Origin of the sequence: Vibrio sp. 10N.222.49.A3 (assembly GCF_041475145.1) — a bacterium.
Classification (GTDB): Bacteria; Pseudomonadota; Gammaproteobacteria; order Enterobacterales; family Vibrionaceae; genus Vibrio; species Vibrio tasmaniensis_A.
The window spans coordinates 23,943-47,325 of record NZ_JBFRVM010000079.1; the positions used below are offsets into that span (position 1 = coordinate 23,943).

The 23,383-nt window shown below is 43.4% G+C and carries 22 protein-coding genes; 9 read left to right on the top strand and 13 right to left on the bottom strand.

Annotated features, from left to right (window positions below; all coding sequences use genetic code 11):
* Positions 1–52: 52 nt before the first annotated feature.
* Together AB4589_RS14785 and AB4589_RS14790 are read right to left on the bottom strand one after the other, a co-directional pair.
* Positions 53–847: a YggN family protein gene (locus tag AB4589_RS14785; RefSeq protein ID WP_372100933.1), complete on the bottom strand. Its 795-nt coding sequence runs from the start codon at positions 845–847 to the stop codon at positions 53–55.
* Positions 848–935: 88 nt separating this feature from the next.
* Positions 936–1,409, bottom strand: a complete 474-nt coding sequence (locus AB4589_RS14790; protein WP_017096215.1) for a GreA/GreB family elongation factor — start codon at positions 1,407–1,409, stop codon at positions 936–938.
* 145 nt (positions 1,410–1,554) lie between these two features.
* Here AB4589_RS14790 and AB4589_RS14795 point away from each other — a divergent pair, with 145 nt between their 5' ends.
* Positions 1,555–3,489 carry an ATP-dependent DNA helicase RecQ gene (locus tag AB4589_RS14795; RefSeq protein ID WP_372100935.1) on the top strand — a complete coding sequence of 645 codons (1,935 nt, stop codon included), beginning with the start codon at positions 1,555–1,557 and terminating at the stop codon, positions 3,487–3,489.
* 109 nt (positions 3,490–3,598) lie between these two features.
* Here AB4589_RS14795 and dinB read toward each other — a convergent pair whose 3' ends face one another.
* Positions 3,599–4,675, bottom strand: coding sequence for a DNA polymerase IV (gene dinB / locus AB4589_RS14800; RefSeq protein WP_371695322.1), 1,077 nt, complete (start codon positions 4,673–4,675; stop codon positions 3,599–3,601).
* Positions 4,676–4,838: 163 nt separating this feature from the next.
* Here dinB and AB4589_RS14805 point away from each other — a divergent pair, with 163 nt between their 5' ends.
* Positions 4,839–6,065 (top strand): response regulator, encoded by a 1,227-nt coding sequence (locus AB4589_RS14805; protein WP_372100938.1) that lies wholly within the window; start codon positions 4,839–4,841, stop codon positions 6,063–6,065.
* A gap of 145 nt (positions 6,066–6,210) precedes the next feature.
* Here the strand turns inward: AB4589_RS14805 and nqrM are convergent, their stop codons facing one another.
* From nqrM to bolA, 9 genes are all read right to left on the bottom strand, one after another.
* The gene (gene nqrM, locus AB4589_RS14810) at positions 6,211–6,465 is read right to left on the bottom strand and encodes a (Na+)-NQR maturation NqrM (protein ID WP_009848378.1); all 255 of its coding nucleotides are present in this window, start codon (positions 6,463–6,465) and stop codon (positions 6,211–6,213) included.
* A gap of 16 nt (positions 6,466–6,481) precedes the next feature.
* On the bottom strand, positions 6,482–7,486 hold the full coding sequence (locus tag AB4589_RS14815; RefSeq protein ID WP_009848377.1) for an FAD:protein FMN transferase: 1,005 nt from the start codon (positions 7,484–7,486) through the stop codon (positions 6,482–6,484).
* 174 nt (positions 7,487–7,660) lie between these two features.
* Positions 7,661–8,887 carry an NADH:ubiquinone reductase (Na(+)-transporting) subunit F gene (gene nqrF / locus AB4589_RS14820; protein WP_009848376.1) on the bottom strand — a complete coding sequence of 409 codons (1,227 nt, stop codon included), beginning with the start codon at positions 8,885–8,887 and terminating at the stop codon, positions 7,661–7,663.
* Between the two features lie 29 nt (positions 8,888–8,916).
* Entirely contained in the window at positions 8,917–9,513 is a 597-nt protein-coding gene (nqrE, locus tag AB4589_RS14825) for an NADH:ubiquinone reductase (Na(+)-transporting) subunit E (protein ID WP_009848375.1), read from the bottom strand.
* A gap of 7 nt (positions 9,514–9,520) precedes the next feature.
* On the bottom strand, positions 9,521–10,153 hold the full coding sequence (locus tag AB4589_RS14830) for an NADH:ubiquinone reductase (Na(+)-transporting) subunit D (protein WP_004735210.1): 633 nt from the start codon (positions 10,151–10,153) through the stop codon (positions 9,521–9,523).
* Positions 10,153–10,920 (bottom strand): Na(+)-translocating NADH-quinone reductase subunit C, encoded by a 768-nt coding sequence (locus AB4589_RS14835; protein ID WP_372100940.1) that lies wholly within the window; start codon positions 10,918–10,920, stop codon positions 10,153–10,155. The genes AB4589_RS14830 and AB4589_RS14835 overlap by 1 nt, the downstream gene beginning before the upstream one ends.
* On the bottom strand, positions 10,910–12,154 hold the full coding sequence (locus AB4589_RS14840) for an NADH:ubiquinone reductase (Na(+)-transporting) subunit B (RefSeq protein WP_017067139.1): 1,245 nt from the start codon (positions 12,152–12,154) through the stop codon (positions 10,910–10,912). Before AB4589_RS14840 ends, AB4589_RS14835 begins: the two co-directional genes overlap by 11 nt.
* Positions 12,155–12,159: 5 nt before the next feature.
* Positions 12,160–13,500, bottom strand: a complete 1,341-nt coding sequence (locus tag AB4589_RS14845) for a Na(+)-translocating NADH-quinone reductase subunit A (protein ID WP_372100980.1) — start codon at positions 13,498–13,500, stop codon at positions 12,160–12,162.
* A gap of 519 nt (positions 13,501–14,019) precedes the next feature.
* A complete protein-coding gene (bolA, locus tag AB4589_RS14850) occupies positions 14,020–14,328 on the bottom strand; it encodes a transcriptional regulator BolA (RefSeq protein ID WP_135385331.1) in 309 nt (102 codons plus the stop codon).
* A 174-nt stretch (positions 14,329–14,502) separates the two neighbouring features.
* On the opposite strand from bolA, the gene AB4589_RS14855 reads away from it, so the two are divergent.
* The 4 genes from AB4589_RS14855 (at position 14,503) to AB4589_RS14870 (ending at position 18,248) form a co-directional block, all read left to right on the top strand.
* Positions 14,503–15,654, top strand: a complete 1,152-nt coding sequence (locus tag AB4589_RS14855) for a class I SAM-dependent methyltransferase (protein WP_017098022.1) — start codon at positions 14,503–14,505, stop codon at positions 15,652–15,654.
* Between the two features lie 66 nt (positions 15,655–15,720).
* The gene (locus AB4589_RS14860) at positions 15,721–16,290 is read left to right on the top strand and encodes a YajG family lipoprotein (RefSeq protein WP_372100942.1); all 570 of its coding nucleotides are present in this window, start codon (positions 15,721–15,723) and stop codon (positions 16,288–16,290) included.
* A complete protein-coding gene (locus AB4589_RS14865; protein WP_372100944.1) occupies positions 16,290–16,838 on the top strand; it encodes a peptidylprolyl isomerase in 549 nt (182 codons plus the stop codon). The genes AB4589_RS14860 and AB4589_RS14865 overlap by 1 nt, the downstream gene beginning before the upstream one ends.
* Before the next feature lie 51 nt (positions 16,839–16,889).
* A complete protein-coding gene (locus AB4589_RS14870; protein WP_012603364.1) occupies positions 16,890–18,248 on the top strand; it encodes an AmpG family muropeptide MFS transporter in 1,359 nt (452 codons plus the stop codon).
* Between the two features lie 71 nt (positions 18,249–18,319).
* Here AB4589_RS14870 and AB4589_RS14875 read toward each other — a convergent pair whose 3' ends face one another.
* Positions 18,320–19,666: a DUF4397 domain-containing protein gene (locus tag AB4589_RS14875; RefSeq protein WP_372100947.1), complete on the bottom strand. Its 1,347-nt coding sequence runs from the start codon at positions 19,664–19,666 to the stop codon at positions 18,320–18,322.
* Positions 19,667–20,177: 511 nt separating this feature from the next.
* Between AB4589_RS14875 and AB4589_RS14880 the strand changes: the two genes are divergently transcribed.
* The 3 genes from AB4589_RS14880 to csdA all read left to right on the top strand — a co-directional run bounded on the left by AB4589_RS14880 (position 20,178) and on the right by csdA (position 23,368).
* Complete coding sequence (locus AB4589_RS14880; RefSeq protein ID WP_372100949.1) at positions 20,178–21,065, top strand: outer membrane protein OmpK; 888 nt, start codon at positions 20,178–20,180, stop codon at positions 21,063–21,065.
* A 110-nt stretch (positions 21,066–21,175) separates the two neighbouring features.
* The gene (gene panE, locus AB4589_RS14885; protein ID WP_372100951.1) at positions 21,176–22,054 is read left to right on the top strand and encodes a 2-dehydropantoate 2-reductase; all 879 of its coding nucleotides are present in this window, start codon (positions 21,176–21,178) and stop codon (positions 22,052–22,054) included.
* Positions 22,055–22,156: 102 nt separating this feature from the next.
* On the top strand, positions 22,157–23,368 hold the full coding sequence (gene csdA / locus AB4589_RS14890) for a cysteine desulfurase CsdA (protein ID WP_135385342.1): 1,212 nt from the start codon (positions 22,157–22,159) through the stop codon (positions 23,366–23,368).
* Positions 23,369–23,383 lie beyond the last annotated feature (15 nt).

The window sequence follows — 23,383 nt, forward strand, 5'->3', positions numbered from 1 at the left end:
CGAACAAAAAGAGCACCAAATAGTGCTCTTGTGACTTATAGTTAGATTCAGATTAGATCGTGAAGACTTGATAGTCTTTTAGGTTCGGAATGATTTCATGCAGCTGTTGCTCTTGTTCTGCCATCTCATCAAGAGAATCACAGAACTCATTCGCTTCCTCTTGCACTTGTTGAGCATGTTCTTTCATGCGCTCTTCAACTTTAAGCTTTAATGCAGCCATGCTGTCAGCCAATTCAGTAAGATTTAAGCCACCATCTTGTTTCATTTTTTCTGACATCGCATTAAAAGCGCTAGAGATAAATTCTTGGTTAAAGATCTCCTTAGCCTTCTCGAAATCTTCAGACCAACCATTGGCCATCGAATCAAAACTGTCTGCTGGTAACACTAACTCGCCATCTTTGTAGTAACGAGCTTCCAGTTCATCAAAGTAGGTTTTCATTGACTCTTTTACATTATCAAATGATTCCGGTGAATCTAGGCTAGCAGCAATGTCATCAATAACATCATTCGCTAACGCTAAACCATCGTTAGCCATTTGTTTCGCTCTTGGTAAGTACTCACTCATTTTTTCGCGGTATTTCTCAATCGCCGCTTGTTGGTCGGCATCAAGCTCAACCTTCTCACCATGGATATATAAGTCGTTGTTACCATCAAAAACGGCAGTATCACCATTCACTTGATGGATTTCGACTTTCTGGTCATCGATTCGCAATTCATTTTTCAAATCAACTCGACACTGAGCAGCAAAAGTTGGCAGGCTCACAACAGAGATTACCGCTGTTAACGATGCGATTAATACATTGTTCTTCATAAACATTTTTTTTTTCATAAATACATTGTTTTTCATAACATCCTCTCATCAATCTGACAGATTACTATACCCTTGGTATATGCTTCTTTGTCAGAGAAACGTTTTATATATATCCGTTACTCAGTTAGTCGATAGATATTACTTCATAGCAAAACTGTTTATCTGCGACCTTAAACTCAATCTCATCACCGACTTCTTTCCCCATTAGAGCCTGACCAAAAGGTGCATTTTCCGTCACGATAGCAACTTCATTGTTATTCCACGTAACAGAAAGCCCACCGACTCTCGGCCCCATAAAAAAATGTTTATATTGATCATGCTCGTCAATGACCACAACATAGCTGCTCACTGTAATCCTCTCACTATCACGCAGCACTAAGTTACGATAACACTGAATGTCATCTTCACACTCTTGCACTCTTACAGCTTGACCGTGAGCAAGATACGAAGCTTCTAGAGCCAGAGTGTCGTACTTATGCTCAGGCACAGTCTCTTCATCGGTCGCAGCATCAATAGCGCGTTGAGTAGCAGATTGTGCGATACGTAATCGGGATTCAAGTTGCTCTATGATTATTTGGCGAAGCTCAGACTTATTCATACTATTGGGGTGCTTTTCTATAGGAGCTACAGAATAGAATTAGGTACAATCAGGTGCAAGACATTTGATTCATCAAGCGACGCAATCATCAATAGGCGCCCGCTTTAACATCAATACGACACTTAATAACTCAGGTAGAACATAAATGATTGAGCAGAAGCTAAAACAAGTATTCGGATTCGACTCACTGCGTAATGGGCAAAAGCAAGTCATTGATAATGTTCTATCTGGTCACTCGACTGCCGCTATATTCCCAACAGGCTCAGGCAAGTCGCTTTGCTACCAATTGCCAGCATTAGAGTTGCCGCACTTAACCTTAGTGATATCACCATTGTTAGCCTTAATGAAAGACCAGCTCAGCTTCTTACACAGTAAGGGAATAAGCGCGGCTGCAATCGAATCAAGCCAAGACAGACAAACCACACAACAGGTGATGCAATCCGTGCGTAACGGGGACACCAAAATCCTAATGATCTCTGTTGAGCGCTTGAAGAACGAACGCTTTCGTCAGTTTATCTCCCAAGTTCCCATCTCTATGCTCGTAGTTGATGAAGCACACTGTATATCAGAATGGGGACACAACTTCAGACCAGACTACCTGAAGCTTCCCCAATACCAAAAGCAGCTCAATATTCCTCAGGTTCTGCTACTGACGGCCACTGCAACGACATCGGTTATCCAAGATATGAAGTCGAAGTTTGATATCGATGAGGAGCGCGTCGTAGTTACGGGTTTCTATCGTCAAAACCTCGACCTGTCCATTCAACCTTGCGAACAATCCAACAAGCTAGAAACCTTGTGCAATGTCGTTAACCAAGCTTCTCTCGCTCCGACTATTGTTTATGTCACCCTTCAACAAACGGCAGAGATGGTGGCTCAGCAACTTCGTAACGCTGGCGTTAATGCCATGGCTTACCATGCCGGTCTTAAGCCTGAAAACCGAGATGCCATTCAATATCAATTCATGAATGATGACGTGAACTGCATCGTGGCAACCATTGCTTTTGGTATGGGTGTGGATAAGTCCAACATTCGCCGAGTGATTCACTTTGACTTACCGAAATCGATCGAAAACTACTCGCAAGAGATAGGCAGAGCAGGCCGAGATGGGCAAGCGTCTGAATGTATTTTACTGGCTAACAAACATGGTTTGAGCACACTCGAGAACTTCGTTTTTGGTGATACGCCAGACAACATATCAATTCAAACGGTCTTAAAAGAAATATACGAAAACCAAAACATTGCTGCTTCTGGCGCAAACCAATGGGAAATCATGCTCAACCAACTATCGCGTGAATCCAACATTCGTCAGTTACCACTTAAAACGCTACTGGTGTATCTCGAAATTGAAGGCGTGATTGAGCCTAAATACAGCTACTTTGCTGACTACAAATTTAAATTCATACGTACTAAGCAGCAGATTACCGAGCAATTCCAAGGCGAACGTCGTCATTTTGTGGAAGCGATTTTCCAATGCTCTCCTCAAGCAAGAGTATGGTGCCAAGTCGACTTCGACGCACTGTGGACACACTTCCAGACCGATCGTCAGCGTGTGATTGCGGCAATCGATTATTTCAATGAACAAGGTTGGATTGAGTTGGAAAGTAAGCAGATCACAGATGTGTATGCGATCCACAACACCACTGAAGACATGATGCAGTTATCGGAACGTCTAACTGAATTGTTTAAGGCAAAAGAGAACAGTGAGATAAACCGCCTAAACCAAATGCTGAGCTTCTTTGAGGCTGATACCTGCCTAAGCTCACGCCTAGCGAGTTACTTTGCCGATGATAAGGCACCAACAAACTGCGGTCATTGCTCTGTATGCCGTGGTAAAGTGGCAATTTTACCAACCGTCGATGTTGAACCCGTTGACGACGAAACCGTAATGACATGGATTCATGAATTTATATCTAAGAGTCAACAATTGATCACCGACGAAGCCATTACTCGTTTTCTATGCGGAATCGCGACTCCACTTTCAACCAAGCTTAAAGCCAGCAAAATGGTTGGATACGGAAAGCTAGAGCAACAACCATTCAGTGATACCTTAGCGCGAGTTAAACAACTTCCTAGATAAAGCATATCACGTATTGATATAGAAGCTGGCTAGGCTGTGGAGTCTAGTCGGTATTCAAACTCTAGCACTTCCAGCTACACCTCTAAATCTAAACTCTCAGCGCCTTTCCCTAAAAGAAACTCAACTGACGCATCTGGTCTTTGGGTTGTAGCATTACGCTTAAACCAAGCAAGCGAATTTCTCGCCCTTGCTGCCTTTTGAGTATCTCACTCAACAGTTCTTTAAAGTGCTCTCGATCGAGAGAGGCGTGTATGTGCTCAATAGTGGTTTGCTGGAAGTCGGCAAACTTGAGCTTAATGCCCTGCTTGATGATAGCTTTAGTTGGGCTAGCTTTCTCTAGACGTGCTTCAAGCTCAGGAAAAAGCTTGTCTTCAATTACCTGCCAACATTCTGCGTAAGTAGAAATATTCTGAGTAAAAGTTCGCTCCACGCCTACCGATTTTCGTTCACGCTCAATAATAACTTCTCTGTCATCAATACCATGGCTGCGCTTCCAGAGTGATGCGCCTTGACGGCCAAACCGGAGCAATAGATCTCGATAGTCAGATTCCTTAATGTCCTTACAAGTAAAGAAGCCAGCTTGATGGAGCTTTTCAATACTGACCTTGCCAACGCCTGGGATTTTTTCGAGTGGCAGCTCATCAATCACTGATTGAACATCCTGTGGAGGAATAACAAACTGACCATTAGGCTTGTTTAGATCCGAGGCCACCTTCGCCAAAAATTTAATCGGCGCAATACCAGCAGAAGCGGTCAGGTTAAGTTCATTCCAGATATCGCTACGAATTGCTTCGGCAATAAGTGTTGCCGAACCACGACACAGCGTCGAATCCGTGACATCAAGAAAAGCTTCATCTAAAGACAGGGGTTCAATGATGGATGTATATCGAGAAAAAATCTCGCGAATCTTTTTCGATATCTCGACGTAGACCGACATCCTCCCAGGAACAACCAACAGATTGGGACAAAGCTGCAGCGCCTTTCCCGTCGGCATTGCAGAACGAATACCAAACTTGCGAGCTTCGTAATTACAGGTACTCAAAACGCCACGCTGCTTTTCATGCCCCCCTACTGCAAGTGGTCGATTTCGGTAAGCGGGATTATCTCTCATTTCAACAGCTGCGTAAAAACAGTCCATATCAACGTGGATTATCTTTCTTACTTTCTCTTCACCCGCACTACACATCTAGGAATAACCCAACCTTACAACTGTATTTATAAACAGTATAATCAATTATTCTCAGATTTAAAATGATCTGGAGCCCAGCTAAATAGCTTTAACTTCATTAGCCACTTACTATTCTGATAGTATTGTTAGAGAGTATTTAACCTATAAGTAGGGATAACTTTTGAGTGATAAAATACTAGTAGTCGAAGATAGTCGTGCATTCAGAAACTACCTGTACCAGCAATTTAAAAATGATGGCTATGAGGTTGCGCTGGCTGAATCAGTGGCTGAAGCTAAAGCTATCTTAGAACAAGATACGGATTTCTTGTGCGCGGTGCTCGATTACTGCTTACCCGATGGTCAAGATGGCGAGATCATTGATTTGGTACTCGGCTATCAACAAAAAATTATAGTCCTAACCGGCATGTTCAACAACACACTTCGAGAACAAGTACTCGCGAAGGGTGTGATTGATTACATCCTCAAAGACAGCATGTCATCAGTCAGTTATTTGCTTCCTTTGGTTAATCGAATCTCAAATAACCGATATCATAAAGCCTTGGTTGTTGATGATTCTGCGGTTGTTCGTCGATATGTAGTGCAACTTCTTGAGCACCAATATATTCAAACGATTCAAGCGGAAGATGGCGAACAAGCACTAGAGCTTCTCCAAAACGACCCCGACATCACTTTCGTCGTTACCGATCATGACATGCCAAACAAAGATGGCATTTCGATGACCCGTGACATTCGAGTACACCATGATCGCAATCAACTCGCTATTCTTGGGCTATCTGGCAGTGACGACCGAACCATGACAGCTCGTTTCCTTAAGGCTGGTGCCAACGACTTCCTTTACAAGCCATTTAACCAAGAAGAGTTTTTCTGCCGTATTCATCAGCTACTCGATATGAAAGAGGCCACCAATGAACTATTTCGTCATGCAAATGAAGATGCTCTGACCGGGCTTTGGAACCGTCGTTATCTATTCAATCAAACATGTAAAGGCTGCGAACATCGCAGCATCGCCATGATGGATATAGACTTCTTTAAAAAGGTGAATGATACCTACGGTCATGATGGTGGCGATGCGGTACTCATTGAAGTCGGAAAGATCATCAAAAATCATTTTAAAGATGATGTCGCCGTTCGTTTCGGCGGTGAAGAGTTCTGCATTCAATCATGCCGACCATTTGAAGAATTTGTCGACACGCTAGAGTCAATGAGGATTGCGATACAAAACCAAGAAGTTATTCATGACTCACAACGGATTAAAGTCAGCATGAGTATCGGGTTAAGCGACTTAGTTGGCAGTTTGGATGAGCAAATAAAAGCCGCGGACGAACTACTTTATACTGCAAAAGAACAAGGTAGGAACCAACTGGTCTTTGCGCGCAATAACATGTAAATCGACCACTAGAAATTCGTTTTTGTTTCCGTTTTTAGCATTCCAAAATAGACAGTTCACTCAAACAAAAAAAGCTCAAGACGATAATCTTGAGCTTCTTATTCTAAGGGCATAGACAACTCTATTCCCCTATGACTGTCACCAATTAAGCGATACGGTCTTTACTCCAAGCCGCTTCTTTTTGTTGACGTTCTGCCAGTTTCTCTTCACGGTATGCTTCACGTGCTTCACGTTTTTTACGCGCATCACAAGGTTCAGGGCAGTTACATACTTTATCAATACCAACAGCACCTAAGCCACCACAGCTACCTTTCACAACTTTCTTTTGGATAATATAGCCAATTGACATCGCTGCGATTACTGCAAGAAAAACACCAAATGTAATCAGAAATGTATTCATAATTATCTCGCTTACCTTATTTACCTAAGTATGGCTTAAATGCTTCTGAAGCAATTTCTTTAAAGCCATCAGCTGTTTTTACCACCATGAACACTGGGATGTTATGTTGGTTTGCGACTTCCAGTCCTTTTTCTTCACCTAAGACCATAAGGCCAGTAGATAAACCGTCTGCAGTCATTGAAGACGGGTTTAAAACAGTCACTGAAACCACTTTGTGATGAAGCGGCTTACCTGTTTCTGGGTTGATGATGTGTGAATAACGAACACCATCACGCTCAAAATAGTTTCGGTAGTCGCCAGACGTTGCGATCGCCATATCACCAGGCTCGATGATCTCTTGAATGTTGCGCTCGTCAACACTTGGCTTCTCGATGGCGATACGCCAACCCACACTTTCACGGTTTAAGCCCTTCAAACGGATTTCACCGCCCACTTCTACCATGTAGTTATGAATGCCAATTGAATCGAGGTAGTCAGCAACGACATCCACGCCCCAACCTTTTGCGATAGTCGAAAGGTCAACATACAAGTTAGGCAAATCTTTGCTTAGCTTATTACCTTCAACGCTTAAGTGGTGAATACCAATCTTAGCCTTACGAGCCGCAAGCTCTTCGTCTGATGGAACCACTTCAGGACGTGCTTCTGGACCAAAACCCCACAAGTTAACTAATGGACCAACCGTCACATCCAACGCACCTTCAGTAAGACCGTTCAAACGAATCGCTTCTTTCACAACGATAGCGGTTTGTTCAGATACTTCGAATGCGTCCGCACCTTTGTGTTGGTTGAAACGGCTCAGCTCTGAATCTTCACGGTAAGTCGACATTTGATCATTAACTTCTTCAAGTAGACGATCGATCTCGGTATGAACTTCTTTAGACTCAGGAAATTCATCGCCATTGATGTACTTAATGTTATAACTGGTCCCCATTGTCGGACCACTTAAATGTACTTGCTCTCTTGCCTGCTCACAGCCCGCAAGAAAAATCAAAGAAGTTAATGCAACAAGCCAAATTCTCACTTGCTTACTCCTGTCTAATGTTGAGGATTTATATAAGGAAAAATAAGAGTGAAAAATAGGTATTTTAAATGCCTTACTCTTTCTTATATAAGCCAGTTTGTTGTCACGAGTAGTCTTAGAAAAACAAATGGCTGACTCGTAAGAGTCAGCCATAATATCAATCACTTAAATGGATTAACCACCGAAGTCATCTAGTAGGATGTTTTCATCTTCTACACCAAGATCTTTCAGCATGCCGATCACAGCCGCGTTCATCATTGGTGGACCACACATGTAGTACTCACAGTCTTCAGGAGCTTCGTGATCCTTCAGGTAGTTTTCGTACAATACGTTGTGGATGAAACCAGTGTAACCGTCCCAGTTGTCCTCAGGTTGAGGATCAGACAGAGCACAATGCCACACGAAGTTTTCGTTTGCAGCCGCTAGGCCGTCGAAGTCTTCAATGTAGAACATCTCACGCTTAGAACGTGCACCGTACCAGTAAGACATCTTACGAGTAGAGTTAAGACGCTTAAGTTGGTCGAAGATATGTGAACGCATTGGCGCCATACCTGCACCACCACCGATGAATACCATTTCATTGTCTGTGTCTTTAGCAAAGAACTCACCAAATGGACCAGAAATAGTACATTTGTCGCCTTCTTTAAGAGACCAGATGTATGAAGACATCACACCAGGAGCTACGTCAGGGTTGTTTGGCGGCGGAGTTGCGATACGCACGTTAAGCTTGATGATGCCTTTCTCTTCTGGGTATGAAGCCATAGAGTAAGCACGGATCGAATGCTCTTTAACGATAGACTCGTAACGGAACAAGTTGAACTTATCCCAGTCACCACGGTATTCCTCAGGAATATCGTAATCTGCGTATTTCACGTGATGTGGTTCAGCTTCAATCTGAATGTAACCACCCGCGCGGAACGGAACTTCTTCACCTTCAGGGATAGCTAGAGCCAATTCTTTGATGAAAGTAGCTTCGTTATCGTTAGAGATAACAGTACATTCCCACTTCTTCACACCAAAGATGTCTTCGTCTAGTTCAATCTCCATGTCAGTTTTCATAGCAACTTGACATGCAAGACGTTCGCCTTCGCGAGCTTCACCTTTTGTGATGTGATCAAGTTCAGTTGGAAGGATGTCGCCACCACCAGACTTAACTTTTACACGACACTGACCACAAGAGCCACCGCCACCACAAGCAGAAGATACGAAGATACCAGCGCCAGCTAGGGCACCAAGTAGCTTGCTACCAGGCTGAGTAACGATCGCCTTTTCAGGGTCGCCGTTTACAGCAATAGTGATGTCACCTGATGGTACTAGCTTAGACTTAGCGAAAAGAATCACTAGTACTAGAGCCAATACAATAATGGTAAACATCGCTACGCCAAGAATAATGCTTTGCATTTGTTATTCCTTATTACTGGGTGCTTACCCTACAGTTGAACACCAGAGAAAGACATAAAGCCTAACGCCATCAGACCAACAGTAATGAACGTGATACCAAGGCCACGAAGACCTGGAGGTACGTCAGAGTACTTCATCTTCTCACGGATACCCGCAAGAGCAACGATAGCTAACATCCAACCCACACCAGAACCGAAGCCGTAAACAACAGATTCAGCAAAGTTGTAGTCACGAGTTACCATGAAAGATACACCACCAAAGATTGCACAGTTAACTGTGATCAGTGGAAGGAAGATACCTAGTGCGTTGTACAAAGGTGGGAAGAAACGGTCTAAAACCATCTCTAGGATTTGTACAAGTGCCGCGATAACACCGATGAATGCGATGAAGTTAAGGAAACTTAAATCGACACCTTCAACAAGCGCGTTTTCTTTCAGGATGTGTGTGTAAACAAGGTTGTTTACAGGAACAGCGATTGTAAGTACTACAACTACCGCAACACCAAGACCAAAAGAAGTTTTAACTTTCTTAGAAACCGCTAGGAATGTACACATACCTAGGAAGAAAGAAAGCGCCATGTTTTCGATGAAAATCGATTTAACTAGCAGACTAATATAATGTTCCATGACTACCTTACCCCTTCGCTTCTACTTGTTCTGGTTTGAACACACGAATTGCCCAAATCAAGAAACCAATTAGGAAGAATGCTGAAGGTGCTAGAAGCATCAAGCCGTTTGGCTGATACCAACCACCGTTGCTCACTAGAGGTAGTACTTCCATACCAAATAGTTTGCCAGAGCCTAGAAGCTCACGGAAGAAACCAACAGTGATAAGAACGAAACCGTAACCAAGACCGTTACCAAGACCGTCGATAAACGATGGGATTGGCGCAGACTTCATTGCGAATGCTTCAGCACGACCCATTACAATACAGTTAGTAATGATTAGGCCAACGAATACAGATAGCTGCTTAGAGATATCGTATAGGTATGCTTTAAGCACTTGGTCTACCACGATTACTAATGATGCGATAATTGCCATCTGAACGATGATACGCACACTGTTAGGAATGTGGTTACGGATTAAAGAAACGAAGAAGTTAGACAGAGCAGTAACGAACATTACCGCGATAGTCATAACAAATGCTGTTTCTAGCTTAGTGGTTACTGCAAGAGCAGAACACACACCAAGAACCTGTAGCGCGATTGGGTTGTTATCCAACACAGGCGCTAAGATACTCTTTTTAATTTCTTTTGCACTAGACATTAGTTCAGACCTCCGTCACGAACTTTTGCTAGGAACGGACCAAAGCCCATATCACCTAACCAGAAGTCAAATGTATGTTGAACACCAACGCTAGTCAGTGTTGCACCAGAAAGGCCATCTACACCGTGCTCAGAACCTTGAGGAGCGCCACCTTTAACAACCTGAATAGCAGGTTTGTGGTTTTCGTCGAATAATTTCTTACCAACGAATTGAGCGCGCCAAATTGGGTTCTCAACTTCACCACCAAGTCCAGGAGTTTCACCTTGCTCGTAGTAAGTGATACCTGAAACTGTGTTGCCATCAGTTTCTACCGCAACGAATGCGTACATCATTGACCAAAGGCCGTTACCGTGAACAGGGATGATAACTTTAGAAGTCTCAGCGCCATCTTTCACTAGGTATACAGTACCCGTGTTAGCACGACGAATGATCTTAGCGATGTCATCTTCAGCTGAAAGCTTGATTGACTGAGCTGGATCTTTTGCCGCTTTACGTTGGTCGTATGCAGCAGCATCGCCGTCAACAAAATCGCCAGTAGCGAAATCAACTAGACGAGGTTCGATGTTCTCTGCGTAGAGTGCTGGGATATCACCTGCAAGCTCAATACCCGCAACTTCAAGGATCTTAGTTTGCTGATCCAGAACTGCGTTAGCTTGCTGCTTAGGTTTAAGAACAACTGCAGCTGTTGAAACGATGATTGAGCACACTAGGCTCAATGCGATAACAACAAACAGCGTCTTTTTAATGCTATCGTTATTACTTGCCATAGCGCGCTAGTCTCCGCTTAATGTTCTTCTCGATTACAACGTGGTCAAACAGAGGAGCAAATAGGTTTGCGAATAGAATCGCAAGCATCATGCCTTCTGGGTATGCAGGGTTAACTACACGAATCATTACACACATTGCGCCGATTAGGATGCCGTACCACCACTTACCTTTATTGGTAAATGAAGCTGATACTGGGTCAGTCGCCATGAAGAACATACCGAATGCGAAGCCACCTAGAACTAGGTGCCAATGCCAAGGCATGCTGAACATTGCGTTAGTATCAGAACCGATCACGTTGAACAGCGTAGACACAGCAATCATACCGATCATTACACCAGCAATGATGCGCCATGAAGCGATACGCATGTAAACGATCATCGCTGCACCAATCATAAGTGCTAGAGTTGATACTTCACCGATAGAACCTGGGATGTTACCAATGAATGCGTCCATCCAAGTGATTGCTTCACCTGATGTCACGTTCATTAGTGCGCTACCGCCACCTTGAGCCCATTGGCTAAGAGCAGTTGCACCAGAGAAACCATCTGCAGCAGTCCAAACTACGTCACCTGAAATCTGTGCAGGGTATGCAAAGAATAGGAACGCACGGCCAGCAAGTGCAGGGTTCAGGAAGTTACGACCCGTACCACCGAAGATCTCTTTCGCCACAACAACACCGAAGGTAATACCTAGTGCTGCTTGCCATAGAGGAAGCGTTGGCGGAACGATAAGCGCAAATAAGATAGAAGTAACAAAGAAACCTTCGTTTACTTCGTGCTTACGCACCATACAGAACAGAACTTCCCAGAAACCACCAACGATGAATACCGTTGCGTAGATAGGTAGGAAGTATGTCGCACCAAGTAGCATCTTGCTGCCAACACCAGCATCGGCCCCTAAGGAGGCTCCAAGCATTTCGGTTAGCCAGTAGTGCCAGTTACCACTGATAACAGATGCTAGTTCAGCGCCTGCGTACATATGGTTAAGTGCAGCGATAGCTTGGCCACCCGCGTTGTACATACCCCAGAACATTGCTGGGAATACCGCGAACCAAACCATGATCATGATACGTTTTAAATCAACGCTATCACGAACGTGTGAGCTTTTCTTTGTGATAAGACCTGGCGTGTAAAACACTGTCGCTGCTGCTTCGTAAAGCGCAAACCACTTCTCGTGTTTACCACCTGGCTCAAAATGATGCTCGATGTCTTCAAGAAACTTTTTAAGGCCCATGAAAATTACCCTTCCTTCTCAATCGTATCTAGGCATTCACGAAGTAGTTGACCGTACTCGTACTTACCTGGACATACAAAGGTACACAATGCTACATCTTCTTCGTCTAGTTCTAGCGCACCAAGTGCTTGAGCACTATCAATGTCGCCTGCACATAGATCACGAAGCAGCAATGTAGGTTCCATATCTAGAGGCATTACGCGCTCGTAGTTACCAATTGGAACCATTGAGCGGTCACTACCGTTTGTCGTCGTTGTCATGTTGAACAACTGACCTTTAAACAGGTGACCAAGGAATGAACGAGTAACAGAGAACTTGTTCTTACCAGGCATAGCCCAGCCGAATAGCTCTTTATCACGACCTTCACGTAGAACAGAAACTTGCTGATGGTAACGACCAAGGAAAGCATGTGGACCTGTTGCTTCAGTACCCGTAAGTACAGAACCAGAAATCACACGAACTTCGCCTGGCATTAACTCGCTGTCTGTCAACTCTTCAAGGCTAGCACCAATTTGAGTACGAACTAGACGTGGGTTATTCACCACTGGACCAGCCAGAGAAACAACACGCTCAGAGTAAATCTCACCAGTAAGGAAAAGCTTACCGAATGCGATAACATCTTGGTAGTTAATGCTCCACGCTACATTTTGTGCATTTACCGGATATAGGTAATGCATATGCGTGCCTGCAAGACCTGCAGGGTGTGGGCCATCAAAAACATGTTCTTCAACGTTAGACTGAGCTGAACGAGGTAAGCTAGTACCTTTTTTACAAACGTACACTTTACCGTTAGTCAGAGTTGAAAGAAGATCTAAACCAGCAACGAAAGCATCAGACTGCTCGTTAATGATTAATTCTGGCTCAGCTGCTAGCGGATTAGTATCCATAGCAGTAACGAAAATAGCCTGAGTTTCAGAATCAACTGCTGGAACCTTGCTGAACGGACGAGTTCGCAAAGCGGTCCATGCGCCAGACTCAACTAACTGAGTTTTAACCGTTTCACGGTCAAGACTTACTAGTTGGTTAGCTTCATAGCTATTGAACGTGATTTGCTCATTGCCTGCTACTTCAATCACTACTGATTGAAGAACACGCTTAGCACCACGGTTCACTTCAATAACTTTACCGCTTGCTGGAGAAGTAAATACAACACCTGGGGTCTTTTTATCTGCAAAAAGAACTTGGCCTTTCTTCACTTCATCACCAACGCGAGCATGCATCGTAGGACGCATACCAACGTACTCTTCGCCAAGCAAGGCGACTTTAGTGATGGACTTACCATCATTAATCACCTGGGATGGAGTTCCTGCGATAGGAAGATCCAAACCCTTCTTTATTGTAATCATACGCACTTGCACTACTTTATCGGGAAAAAGATTCTTTTAATTGCGTAAATTCGGGACGTTTTAAAATCGCCCTTAGACACGACATTACAGTGTCCGGTTTTGGTAAATTCGAGATACCAAAATCGCAACATTACATTAATAAACTCATCACAAAGATTATGTGAGATTTATCAGGTGCCGTATTCTAGCATTTTTTGACAACTTGATGCCATGACCAATAACTTGAATACGGCCTTAATTTGGTGAGATTTGAAGCATATGGACTCTCAAATATGTATAAATTTGACGAGCCGCACAGATAAAATGGCTTTTGAATCGTGTTTTAAACAAGAGATTAATACTCTGTCACAAACTAATATTTTACGAGTTATGTTGAAACACTGTTAATAAAAACATTACTCATTGTGGGTATTTAAAGACGCCTAATTTGACATCAATTTGAGTGATATAAACCCTAAAAACACATCAGCCTGGCGATAAATAAGGCAGCGTCGCCACCTCTTCTATCAGTTAGTTTTATTACTTACCACCGCCCATACACATAGGGCTGTCTGGCACGTTATCGAGTTGCTTCATCCATTCATCTTTTGTATAAGTGTGAATAGATAGTGCGTGAATATTATTCGCTAGCTCTTCTGAGAGTGCTCTATTTACCGCTCGATGACGACCAATAAGGCGCAAACCTTCAAACGCATCGCTGACAACAATCACTTTAAAATGACTCTCAGAACCAGCCGGAACATTGTGCATGTAGCTCTCATTGACCACGTTTAAATGACTTGGTGAAAACTCATTGTGCAATTTTGTTTCGATAACTTCTTGGATCATTATGATTCCTTAATAACGTATTGGCATTATCTGTGGGGGAAGTATAAACCCTAACTGGTCGACTGTCTGACTATTTCATAACGAACGACTTAGGTTTGGTTGAGTTTTTTCTATCTTGTTCAGGCTGCATTTGAGACAATATCTTTGTTATTTCTTACATAAGTATCTCAAGCTATGAAAACCGAACTTACTCTTCTCGATAGAACTTTGACCTTACATCGTTTCCCCAACCGTTCAAATGAAACCCTTCAAGCTTGGGATGCGGGCGACGAATACATTATTAGTCACGTTGAAGAGATGAATCTGGAACCTGGCAAACACATCCTGATCATGAACGATAGCTTTGGTGCCCTGTCAGCATGGTTCTCTAAAGATCATGATGTCACCATGATGAGCGACTCGTTTATCTCTCATCGCGGTGCGCTAAAAAACTTGCAGCGCAATCAAAGTAACCGTGTGAACTTCCTGAATACGATGGATGATATCCCACACGGTATCGATCTTGTGATCATGCAACTACCGAAAACAAACCGTCATCTAGTATGGCAATTGAGCCAACTACGCCAAGCGTTGCCAGAAGGCTGCCAAGTCATCGGTGTAAACAAAGTAAAAGACATCCACACATCTACACTTAATATTTTCGAAAAATACCTAGGTGAAACCAAAACTTCTCTAGCGAAGAAGAAACATCGCTTGGTTATCTCTTCACCTAATTGTCAGCCGATTCAAACGGTCGAGCCTTTTGTTGAATGGGATGTAGACGGTGAAGATATTCGCCTGAAAAATTTACCGAACGTTTACTCAGGCGAGGCACTCGATCAAGGCGCTCGCTATATGCTAGAGCACATCCCTCAAGATCCTGAACTGCGTCATATTATCGACCTAGGTTGTGGCAACGGTGTATTGAGTGTAAAAGCTGGGCAATTAAACCCACAAGCGCGTATCACCTGTGTTGATGAAAGCTTTATGGCAGTGGAATCAGCGCGCCAAAATATTAAGGATAACCTTGGCGAAGAAGGTAATTTCCAGTTCATCGCCAATAACTGTTTAGATGGTTTTAAGAAAAACAGCACTTACTTAGTTATGTGTAACCCTCCGTTCCACCAACAACAAGCGATTACAGATCACATTGCGTGGCAAATGTTCTGTGATGCAAAGCATGTTCTTAGCAACGGAGGCAAATTAATTGTTATTGGTAACCGACACCTCGGATACGATGTCAAACTAGCAAGACTATTTGGTGAAGCAAACGTTGAAACGCTTGAACTAAACCAGAAATTTGAGATATTACAAGCAACAAGAGAACCTGCGAATTTTAATAAATAAGCAGAAATGACGTCACAAGAATTTAAGATACCGAGCTCCTGGTGTGAATTTAGAAAGGATAAAGGAATGAAAAAACTGATTTTGGCTGCTTCTATTTTGGCTTTGACAGCATGTTCAGCCCCTCAGCAAGAACAGATCAACGTAATGCCAGAAGCTTCACTAAGCTCAAGCAACCTTGTACAAGGCAAAACATACACACTAACCAGTAAAGATGTTCGTGCCGCTCAATATGTTGCATTGGTTGATAGTGGCCGTTCAAACATTCAGCCAATTCACGCTAAGCAAAACATGCGTATTTCTCTAGAAAACGCTATTGCTCAACAATTGGAGTCTCAAGGTTTTCGTGCAAGCGTAAACAGTGAAAACTCAATTGTTTTAGAGATTCAAGAAGCGCTTGTTACCGTCAAGCACACCATCATGGAAAACCAAATGGATGGTAAAGTAACACTTGAAGTAACCGCTGAAACGCCTGAAGGCAAGCTAGTTAAGACATTCAATGGTACAGCAACTCGTACAGGCGCATTAAGTGCATCAAATGACGATATCGCAATGGTACTAAACGATGTTATCGACTTAGTTCTTAAAGAGATTGCCAATGACCAAGAGCTGCAAACTTACATGAAGAAACGTTTCTAATGGGGCGCATTCTATCTTCTATCTCATTGATGCTGGTGAGCGTGAGCGTTTGGGCTGGTCCTAAAGTGAACGTAGAAACAACATTAGGCGGCTTCACTATCGAGCTAAACCAAGAGCAAGCACCGGTTAGTGTTGATAACTTTCTGAAATATGTTGCTGACGGTAGCTACGAAGGCACTCAGTTTCACCGTGTGATCCCGGGCTTTATGGCTCAGGGTGGTGGCTTCGATCAAGATATGAAGCAATTAGCAACTTATGCGCCTATCAAAAATGAAGGCAGCAATGGCCTGAAGAATGATACTGCAACGATCGCAATGGCTCGCACCAATGCACCAGATTCTGCAACTCGCCAGTTCTTCATTAACTTTGCAGACAACGATTTCTTAAACGCGAAAGGCGGTAATCCTGGTTACGCTGTGTTTGGTAAAGTAACCGATGGTTTTGACGTTGTTCAGAAGATGGCAACAATTCCAACCAAGCGAATGGGCCGCATGTCAGACATTCCTGTCGACCCAATCGTCATCACTAAAGTGACCCTTCTTAAGTAATCCAATGTAACGCCCTTATTCTTAAGGGCGTTTTCTATACAAGGACGCCCCATGTCATCAGGCACCCCCTCTCTTTCTTGGATGCAAACTTTCCGCAGCTACTTAGACAAACGTCTACTTTGGGTGTTTATGCTCGGTTGTTCGAGTGGCTTCCCATGGGTTCTGATTGGATCCAACATGTCTGGTTGGCTAAAAGATGCCGGTTTAACTCGTGCTGCGATCGGTTATTTCGGCAGTGTGTTTGCTGTCTATGCTATTAACTTTTTATGGGCACCGTTGGTAGACCGAGTCAAACTGCCAGTTTTACACGCGATACTAGGCCAACGACGCAGTTGGATATTCTTGTGCCAAAGCTTGGTATTGATCTGTACCCTGTTCATTGCTGGAGTAAACCCAGCCAATGACTTGATGTTCACCTCTATGCTTGCTCTCGGAATAGCTATCGCATCAGCAACTCAAGATGTCGCAATAGATGCCTTCCGTATTGATTCATTTCCAAAATCGGAAGCATCAAAGTTGCCACAAGCATCCGCAATGGCCGTGATGGGATGGTGGACTGGCTATTCTCTTCCAGGTTATCTTGCTTTTATCAATGCTGACTCAATCGGTTGGAATGGTGTGTATTACGGCATGGCTGGTGTGGTTGTCGTGTTAATGCTGTTTACTCTTTTTGTCGGAGAACCCAATACACAACGTGAAGCATTACAAGAGCAAGCACAACAACGTCACAACAGAGTTGTGGGTTCAAAAGTCGTCGCTTGGTTCAGCGTTACAGTGCTAGAACCGTTTTATGATTTCTTCAAACGAAACGGAGTTCAAGTTGCCATCACCCTTCTACTGTTTGTGTTCCTATTTAAGATAGGTGAAGCCTTCTTGGGTAGAATGTCTATCACCTTCTATAAAGAGATAGGCTTTAGCAATGAACAGATTGGCCACTACTCTAAGTTAATCGGTTGGGGCGCGACGATATTCTTCACCTTGCTAGGCAGTATCTTCAATGTGAAATTCGGTATTGTACGCGGGCTAATGATTGGTGGCATCGCAATGGCAGCCAGCAACCTAATGTTTGCGTGGATCGCTCAGGCAGGCCCTAGTGAAACTCTGTTCTTGGCAACTATCATTGTCGACAACTTCACAACCGCCTTTTCGACGGTAGCATTTGTCTCTTTCTTAACCTTACTGACTGGTCAAGCTTTCTCAGCGACGCAATATGCCTTATTAGCATCCTTAGGCAATTTCGGTAGAACAACACTGGCTTCATTCAGTGGCGAGCTCGTCGATTACCTAAATGATTGGTCAACCTTCTTTATACTGACGTCATTAATGGTGATTCCGAGTTTGATCATGCTCTATTCGCTACGCCACTTTTTCACTGATTTATTAGAAAAAGCGAAAAACAACCACGAATAAAAGAAAGCAAAAGAGAAGAGGGGAGCATTGAGCTACCCTCTTCTCTTTTCTATTTGCAGACGCTTAACGGATTAATCTGTGGTTTCACTTACTATTAAGTTAAATCCTGTTCCCATCGAATCATCAATCGCCACTACTTGATACACAACACCGTTAACTAAGGTCGCAGGCGCGGAGTCAATAGCAACAGTAGATGGATCGCCAGCCACCGTAATCGTCACATAGTAAGTTCCCGCAGCTACATAAATACCATTCGCGAAATCTTTGAATTTCACATTACTCAACGCAGGAGTACTTCCAGAAATTCCCACGTTCTCGGTTAAATAAATATCAACCGAAGCTGCAATTGGATTAGCTGCAGCATGAGTAATGTTCAATACTGCACTGGTTGCAACAGAGCGTCGATTTTCTGGAACAACTAGCGCTTCCAAATTGAGAGGACTTACCGTCCCCACGGCATAGATGCTGTAATCCATTCCGGCAAACACCGCTAAACCGTCAACATCAATGAATGTTGGAGAGGTGGTTGCTGTTTCATAAATATCGATATCGTAACTGCCTGCTGCCAAATCTAAGAAGCCACGAACTTCTTTAAACATTAGAGCATCAAGAGGAGCAAACTTAGCCGAGTTTACAAACACATCCACAGAGGGTGCACCATCAACTAAATGCCCTACTCTCACTTCTGCAGATTCTGCCATGTCGTAAATTATAGATGAACCTTTGCCATCCATTACCATCAGCTTCACCGGAGACGTACTGGTTGAATCCGCTCTTGGGACTGCCGCAATGGTTAACTCGCTACCGCCAGACAGAGTGATTTCTCCAGAGTCAAAAGCAATAGCACTTCCACTCACGGTTTCTAATCTCACACGATATTGACCAGCAGGAATATTGAGCACATCTGTAAATCCTTTGTATCCCAAAGTTCCAATCGGTGCGCCTAGAGGATCATTCGGTGCTGTAACGTATAGATTCACATCACCAACTCCAGTTGCCGCGTGAACAACTTGCACATCCAAACTCGAACTCGTCGCCGTTCCTGCTGCAGGTCGGGTCACAACGAGAGCCTCAACTGGGTTGTTGGAACCGTCAGCGTCACCGACCACCATCACCGTGTAATCTAAATCACCGCTTAAATTGAACTGGCTTGGTGGAATCACTGTCGCCACACCATCTCCAGGGAGTTGAACATCGACCTGAAGAGTTGTCTGGCCTTGATTGACCGAGGCGTAACCCGACGCCTGAGCATAATCAACCCCAGTCCAACGAGCCTGACTATTAACTAACACATTAGCTAGTGGAGCATCTGGCGATGCGTGAACAGCTTGCAGCTGGGTTGTAGGTTGATCGTCATCATTACACCCTACAATGAATAGGGCTGACATCGCTACAGCGAGTATAGGTGAGTATTTCATTGGTCTTCTCTCCAAAAAGTTCGACCAGTTCGTCACACAGAAGATAAGCTCAGGAGCAGATCTTTAAATGTTGCCTCAAAATTGGTGCAATGAACGGTCTCAATATTGTCAGCGATGAAAAAACAACCAGAGTTAAAAGTCAGGTTAGTCATCACATGAATTGTTCATCAATTGATTCAAACTTCAGTACGGAGTTGCTTGGAAATGGATCAAAGGCAGGATCGAAACGTTCGCTGAGTGAGGTGTTTTTTACGAGAAAACGCTTAGAAAGAAATACTGTTGATTTTGATATGCATGTCACGATTTTTGGTAGAATCGTTTGCTTAGAGCGGTATTTCACCAATTTATACACAAAATAATCGAATTTCACAAAATCAATAGAAGTAGGGATTCATCAAGATGCATAGCAACTTTAAAGTTCCATCATTTAGATCGTTAGTGTGATCGCGCTCACCATAATAATCATAGTTTTCACTCTGTCTCACTTTTATTTGAGAACAAAATCGCTATTATGCTCGGCATTCGGACATATAAACACGCACGGATTAGCGGGTTACTTATTTCAAACATAGAGAGTTCCATTATGCGTAAATCACTTTTAACTCTTGGCCTACTTGCAGCAGCTTCTGCTCCAGTAATGGCGGCTGATTATTCTGACGGCGATACTCACAAGAATGATTACAACTGGATGCAGTTTAATATCATGCACACTATCGATGAGAAGCCTCAAGACAAAGATCATACTTATCTTGAAATGGAGTTTGGTGGACGCTCTGGTATCTTCGATCTTTACGGTTACATTGATGTATTCAACCTAACTAACGATAGTGGCAGTGATAAAGCAAATGACGATCAACTGTTTGTTAAATTTGCGCCTCGTATGTCTATCGATGGTCTGACTGGTAAAGACCTTTCTTTTGGTCCAGTACAAGAACTATACGTTGCAAACTACACAACTATCGATGGCAAAGCTGACGGTGGTTACGCAACTAAAACAGGTATCGGTTCAGACGTAATGGTACCTTGGTTTGGTAAAATGCAATTCAACCTTTACGCTACGTACGATCTAAATGCGAAAGACTGGAACGGTTACCAATTTTCTACAAACTGGTTTAAGCCATTCGTAAACTTCGATAACGGTTCATTCATTGCTTACCAAGGTTACATCGATTACGAGTTTGGTCGTGATAGTTCATACAACCAGTCGAGCAACGGCGGATCTATGTTCAATGGTATTTACTGGCACAATGACCAATTTGCTGTAGGTTACGGTCTTAAATTATACCAAGATGTATACGGTCTAAGAGATGGTGCTCTAATGAATCCGAATAAACCACAAATTGGTGAATTCTCTACTTCAGGCGTAGGTCACTACTTCGCTGTAACTTACAAGTTCTAATCGAACTTCTAATAAAGTTTCCAAAATGGCACCCTCGGGTGCCATTTTTTATTGCTTTCATTTAATGCCTCGCTATCCTTGCAGCATCACTTTCTTATATCGGTATTGCTGTGAACATCACTATTGTTGGCCCTGGGGCTATCGGCTCTTTATGGGCGATAAAACTACTTCAAGCTGGTCATAATGTGGCTTTGTGGAGTCGTTGCACGGATCACGCAATTGACTTATCACTTGATGGACAAGCTTCATTTTCCTTCAGTAACAACAAGATCGAGAAGCTATCAGAAAGTGACCTAGTGATCTTCACGGTCAAAGCTTGGCAAGTAGAAGAAGCCACCACTCCGTTACTTCAATACCTAGACTCTGACACCATTCTCATGTTCATGCACAACGGTATGGGGGCGGTCGCTCAGATAGCAACTCACATTGATGCCCACCCAGTAGTATTGGCTACAACCACACAAGCGGCATTCAAACCCGACAAGAATAATGTTTCTCATACAGGGTTCGGACAAACTCAATTGGGTGCTTTTAACCTCAAGGGGCAACAGTGCACTTTTTTGGTTGATGTGTTAGAACACGCCCTACCGAGCGTAAATTGGAATACAGAGATCAAGACAGCACTATGGACCAAACTCGCCATCAACTGCGCCATCAACCCACTAACAGGGCTAGAACAAATCAAAAATGGAGAGCTTGCAGACCAAAGGTTTAACGATATTTTGAGTTCTATAGTTAAAGAACTCACGCAAGTGATGCTGGCGGAAGGCATTACTTGTTCATTCGACGAATTAGAAACAAGCGTCAACAAGGTTATTCAAGCGACAGCAAAAAACAATTCATCCATGAAGCAAGATATGTTTTACCAACGTAAGACAGAGATCGACTTCATTACCGGACACTTGATAAAAACAGCACTTAAGCATCAGATAGAGGTTCCTGTTAACCAAAAGCTGTTTACGCAGGTTAAAGAACGAGAAAATAGCTAGAATCATCAAGATTAGTCAGCAACGATTAACAAGTCGCGATAAAATAACGATACCGCTCAGCATAACGCTAGCAACAATTTCCAAGATTTTAGGTAAGAATAGATGCTTGATATCAATCACATCCGAGAGCAGTTTCCTGCGCTATCACAAACCATCAATCAACAACCGTTGATTTATTTAGACAGCGCAGCAACGACACAAAAACCTCAGGTGGTTATTGATGCCATTAGCCAATACTACTCCAAACAAAATGCCAATGTTCACCGTGGTAGTCATAGCTTAACAGCGAACGCGACCAGTCAATTTGAAGCCGCAAGAGATAAGGTCGCTCAGTTTATTGGCGCGACATCGTCAAAAGAGATTATTTGGACTCGCGGCGCAACCGAAGCACTTAACCTGATCGCACAAACTTACGCAAGAAGCACGCTTCAACCTGGCGATGAGATCTTAGTCAGTGAAATGGAACATCACGCCAACATCGTGCCTTGGCAAATAGTGGCTGAACAAACTGGTGCTAAAGTCGTGAAAGTACCAATGACGTCAGATTGTGAATTTGATCTTACTGCCTTTGACGCTCTATTAAATGATCGAACCAAGATTGTTGCTCTGGCTCAGATAACTAATGTGACTGGTTCTCGTCAGCCCATCAAAGAAGTGATCGAGAAAGCACACAAGATGAATGCGATTGTTGTGGTCGATGGAGCGCAAGGTATTGTTCATGAGCCTGTAGATGTGACTGCTTTAGGGGCTGATTTCTACGTGTTCTCTGGGCATAAGCTCTATGCTCCAGCTGGTATTGGGGTGCTTTATGGCAAGCTTGAATTGCTCCAAGCGATGCCCCCTTGGCATGGCGGTGGCAAAATGGTTGAGCGCGTGTCTTTCTCTGGCACTACATTTTCTGAACTGCCGGGGAAGTTTGAAGCAGGCACGCCAAATGTAGCAGGAGCGATAGCATTAAGTACCGCAATAGAATGGTTAAGTGATTTTGCTCAACGAGATGTCGAAAATCATATTCACCAGCTACAGCACGAGACTTATCTTGCACTCAGTAAACTGGATGATATTCAGGTATTGGGTTATCAACCCAACGCAAGTGTGATTACTTTTGTGATGGATGGCGTTCACCACCAAGATATTGCAACCCTGTTGGATCAACAAGGTATCGCAGTACGTGCTGGACACCACTGTGCTCACCCATTAATGGATGCACTTAATGTGAAAGGAACGGTTCGTATTTCATTTGGTATTTATAACAATCTAGATGATGTTGAAAAGCTCGTAGCGGCGATAGAAAAAGCCGTTGATATGCTGTAGCGAGTAGCGAGTAGC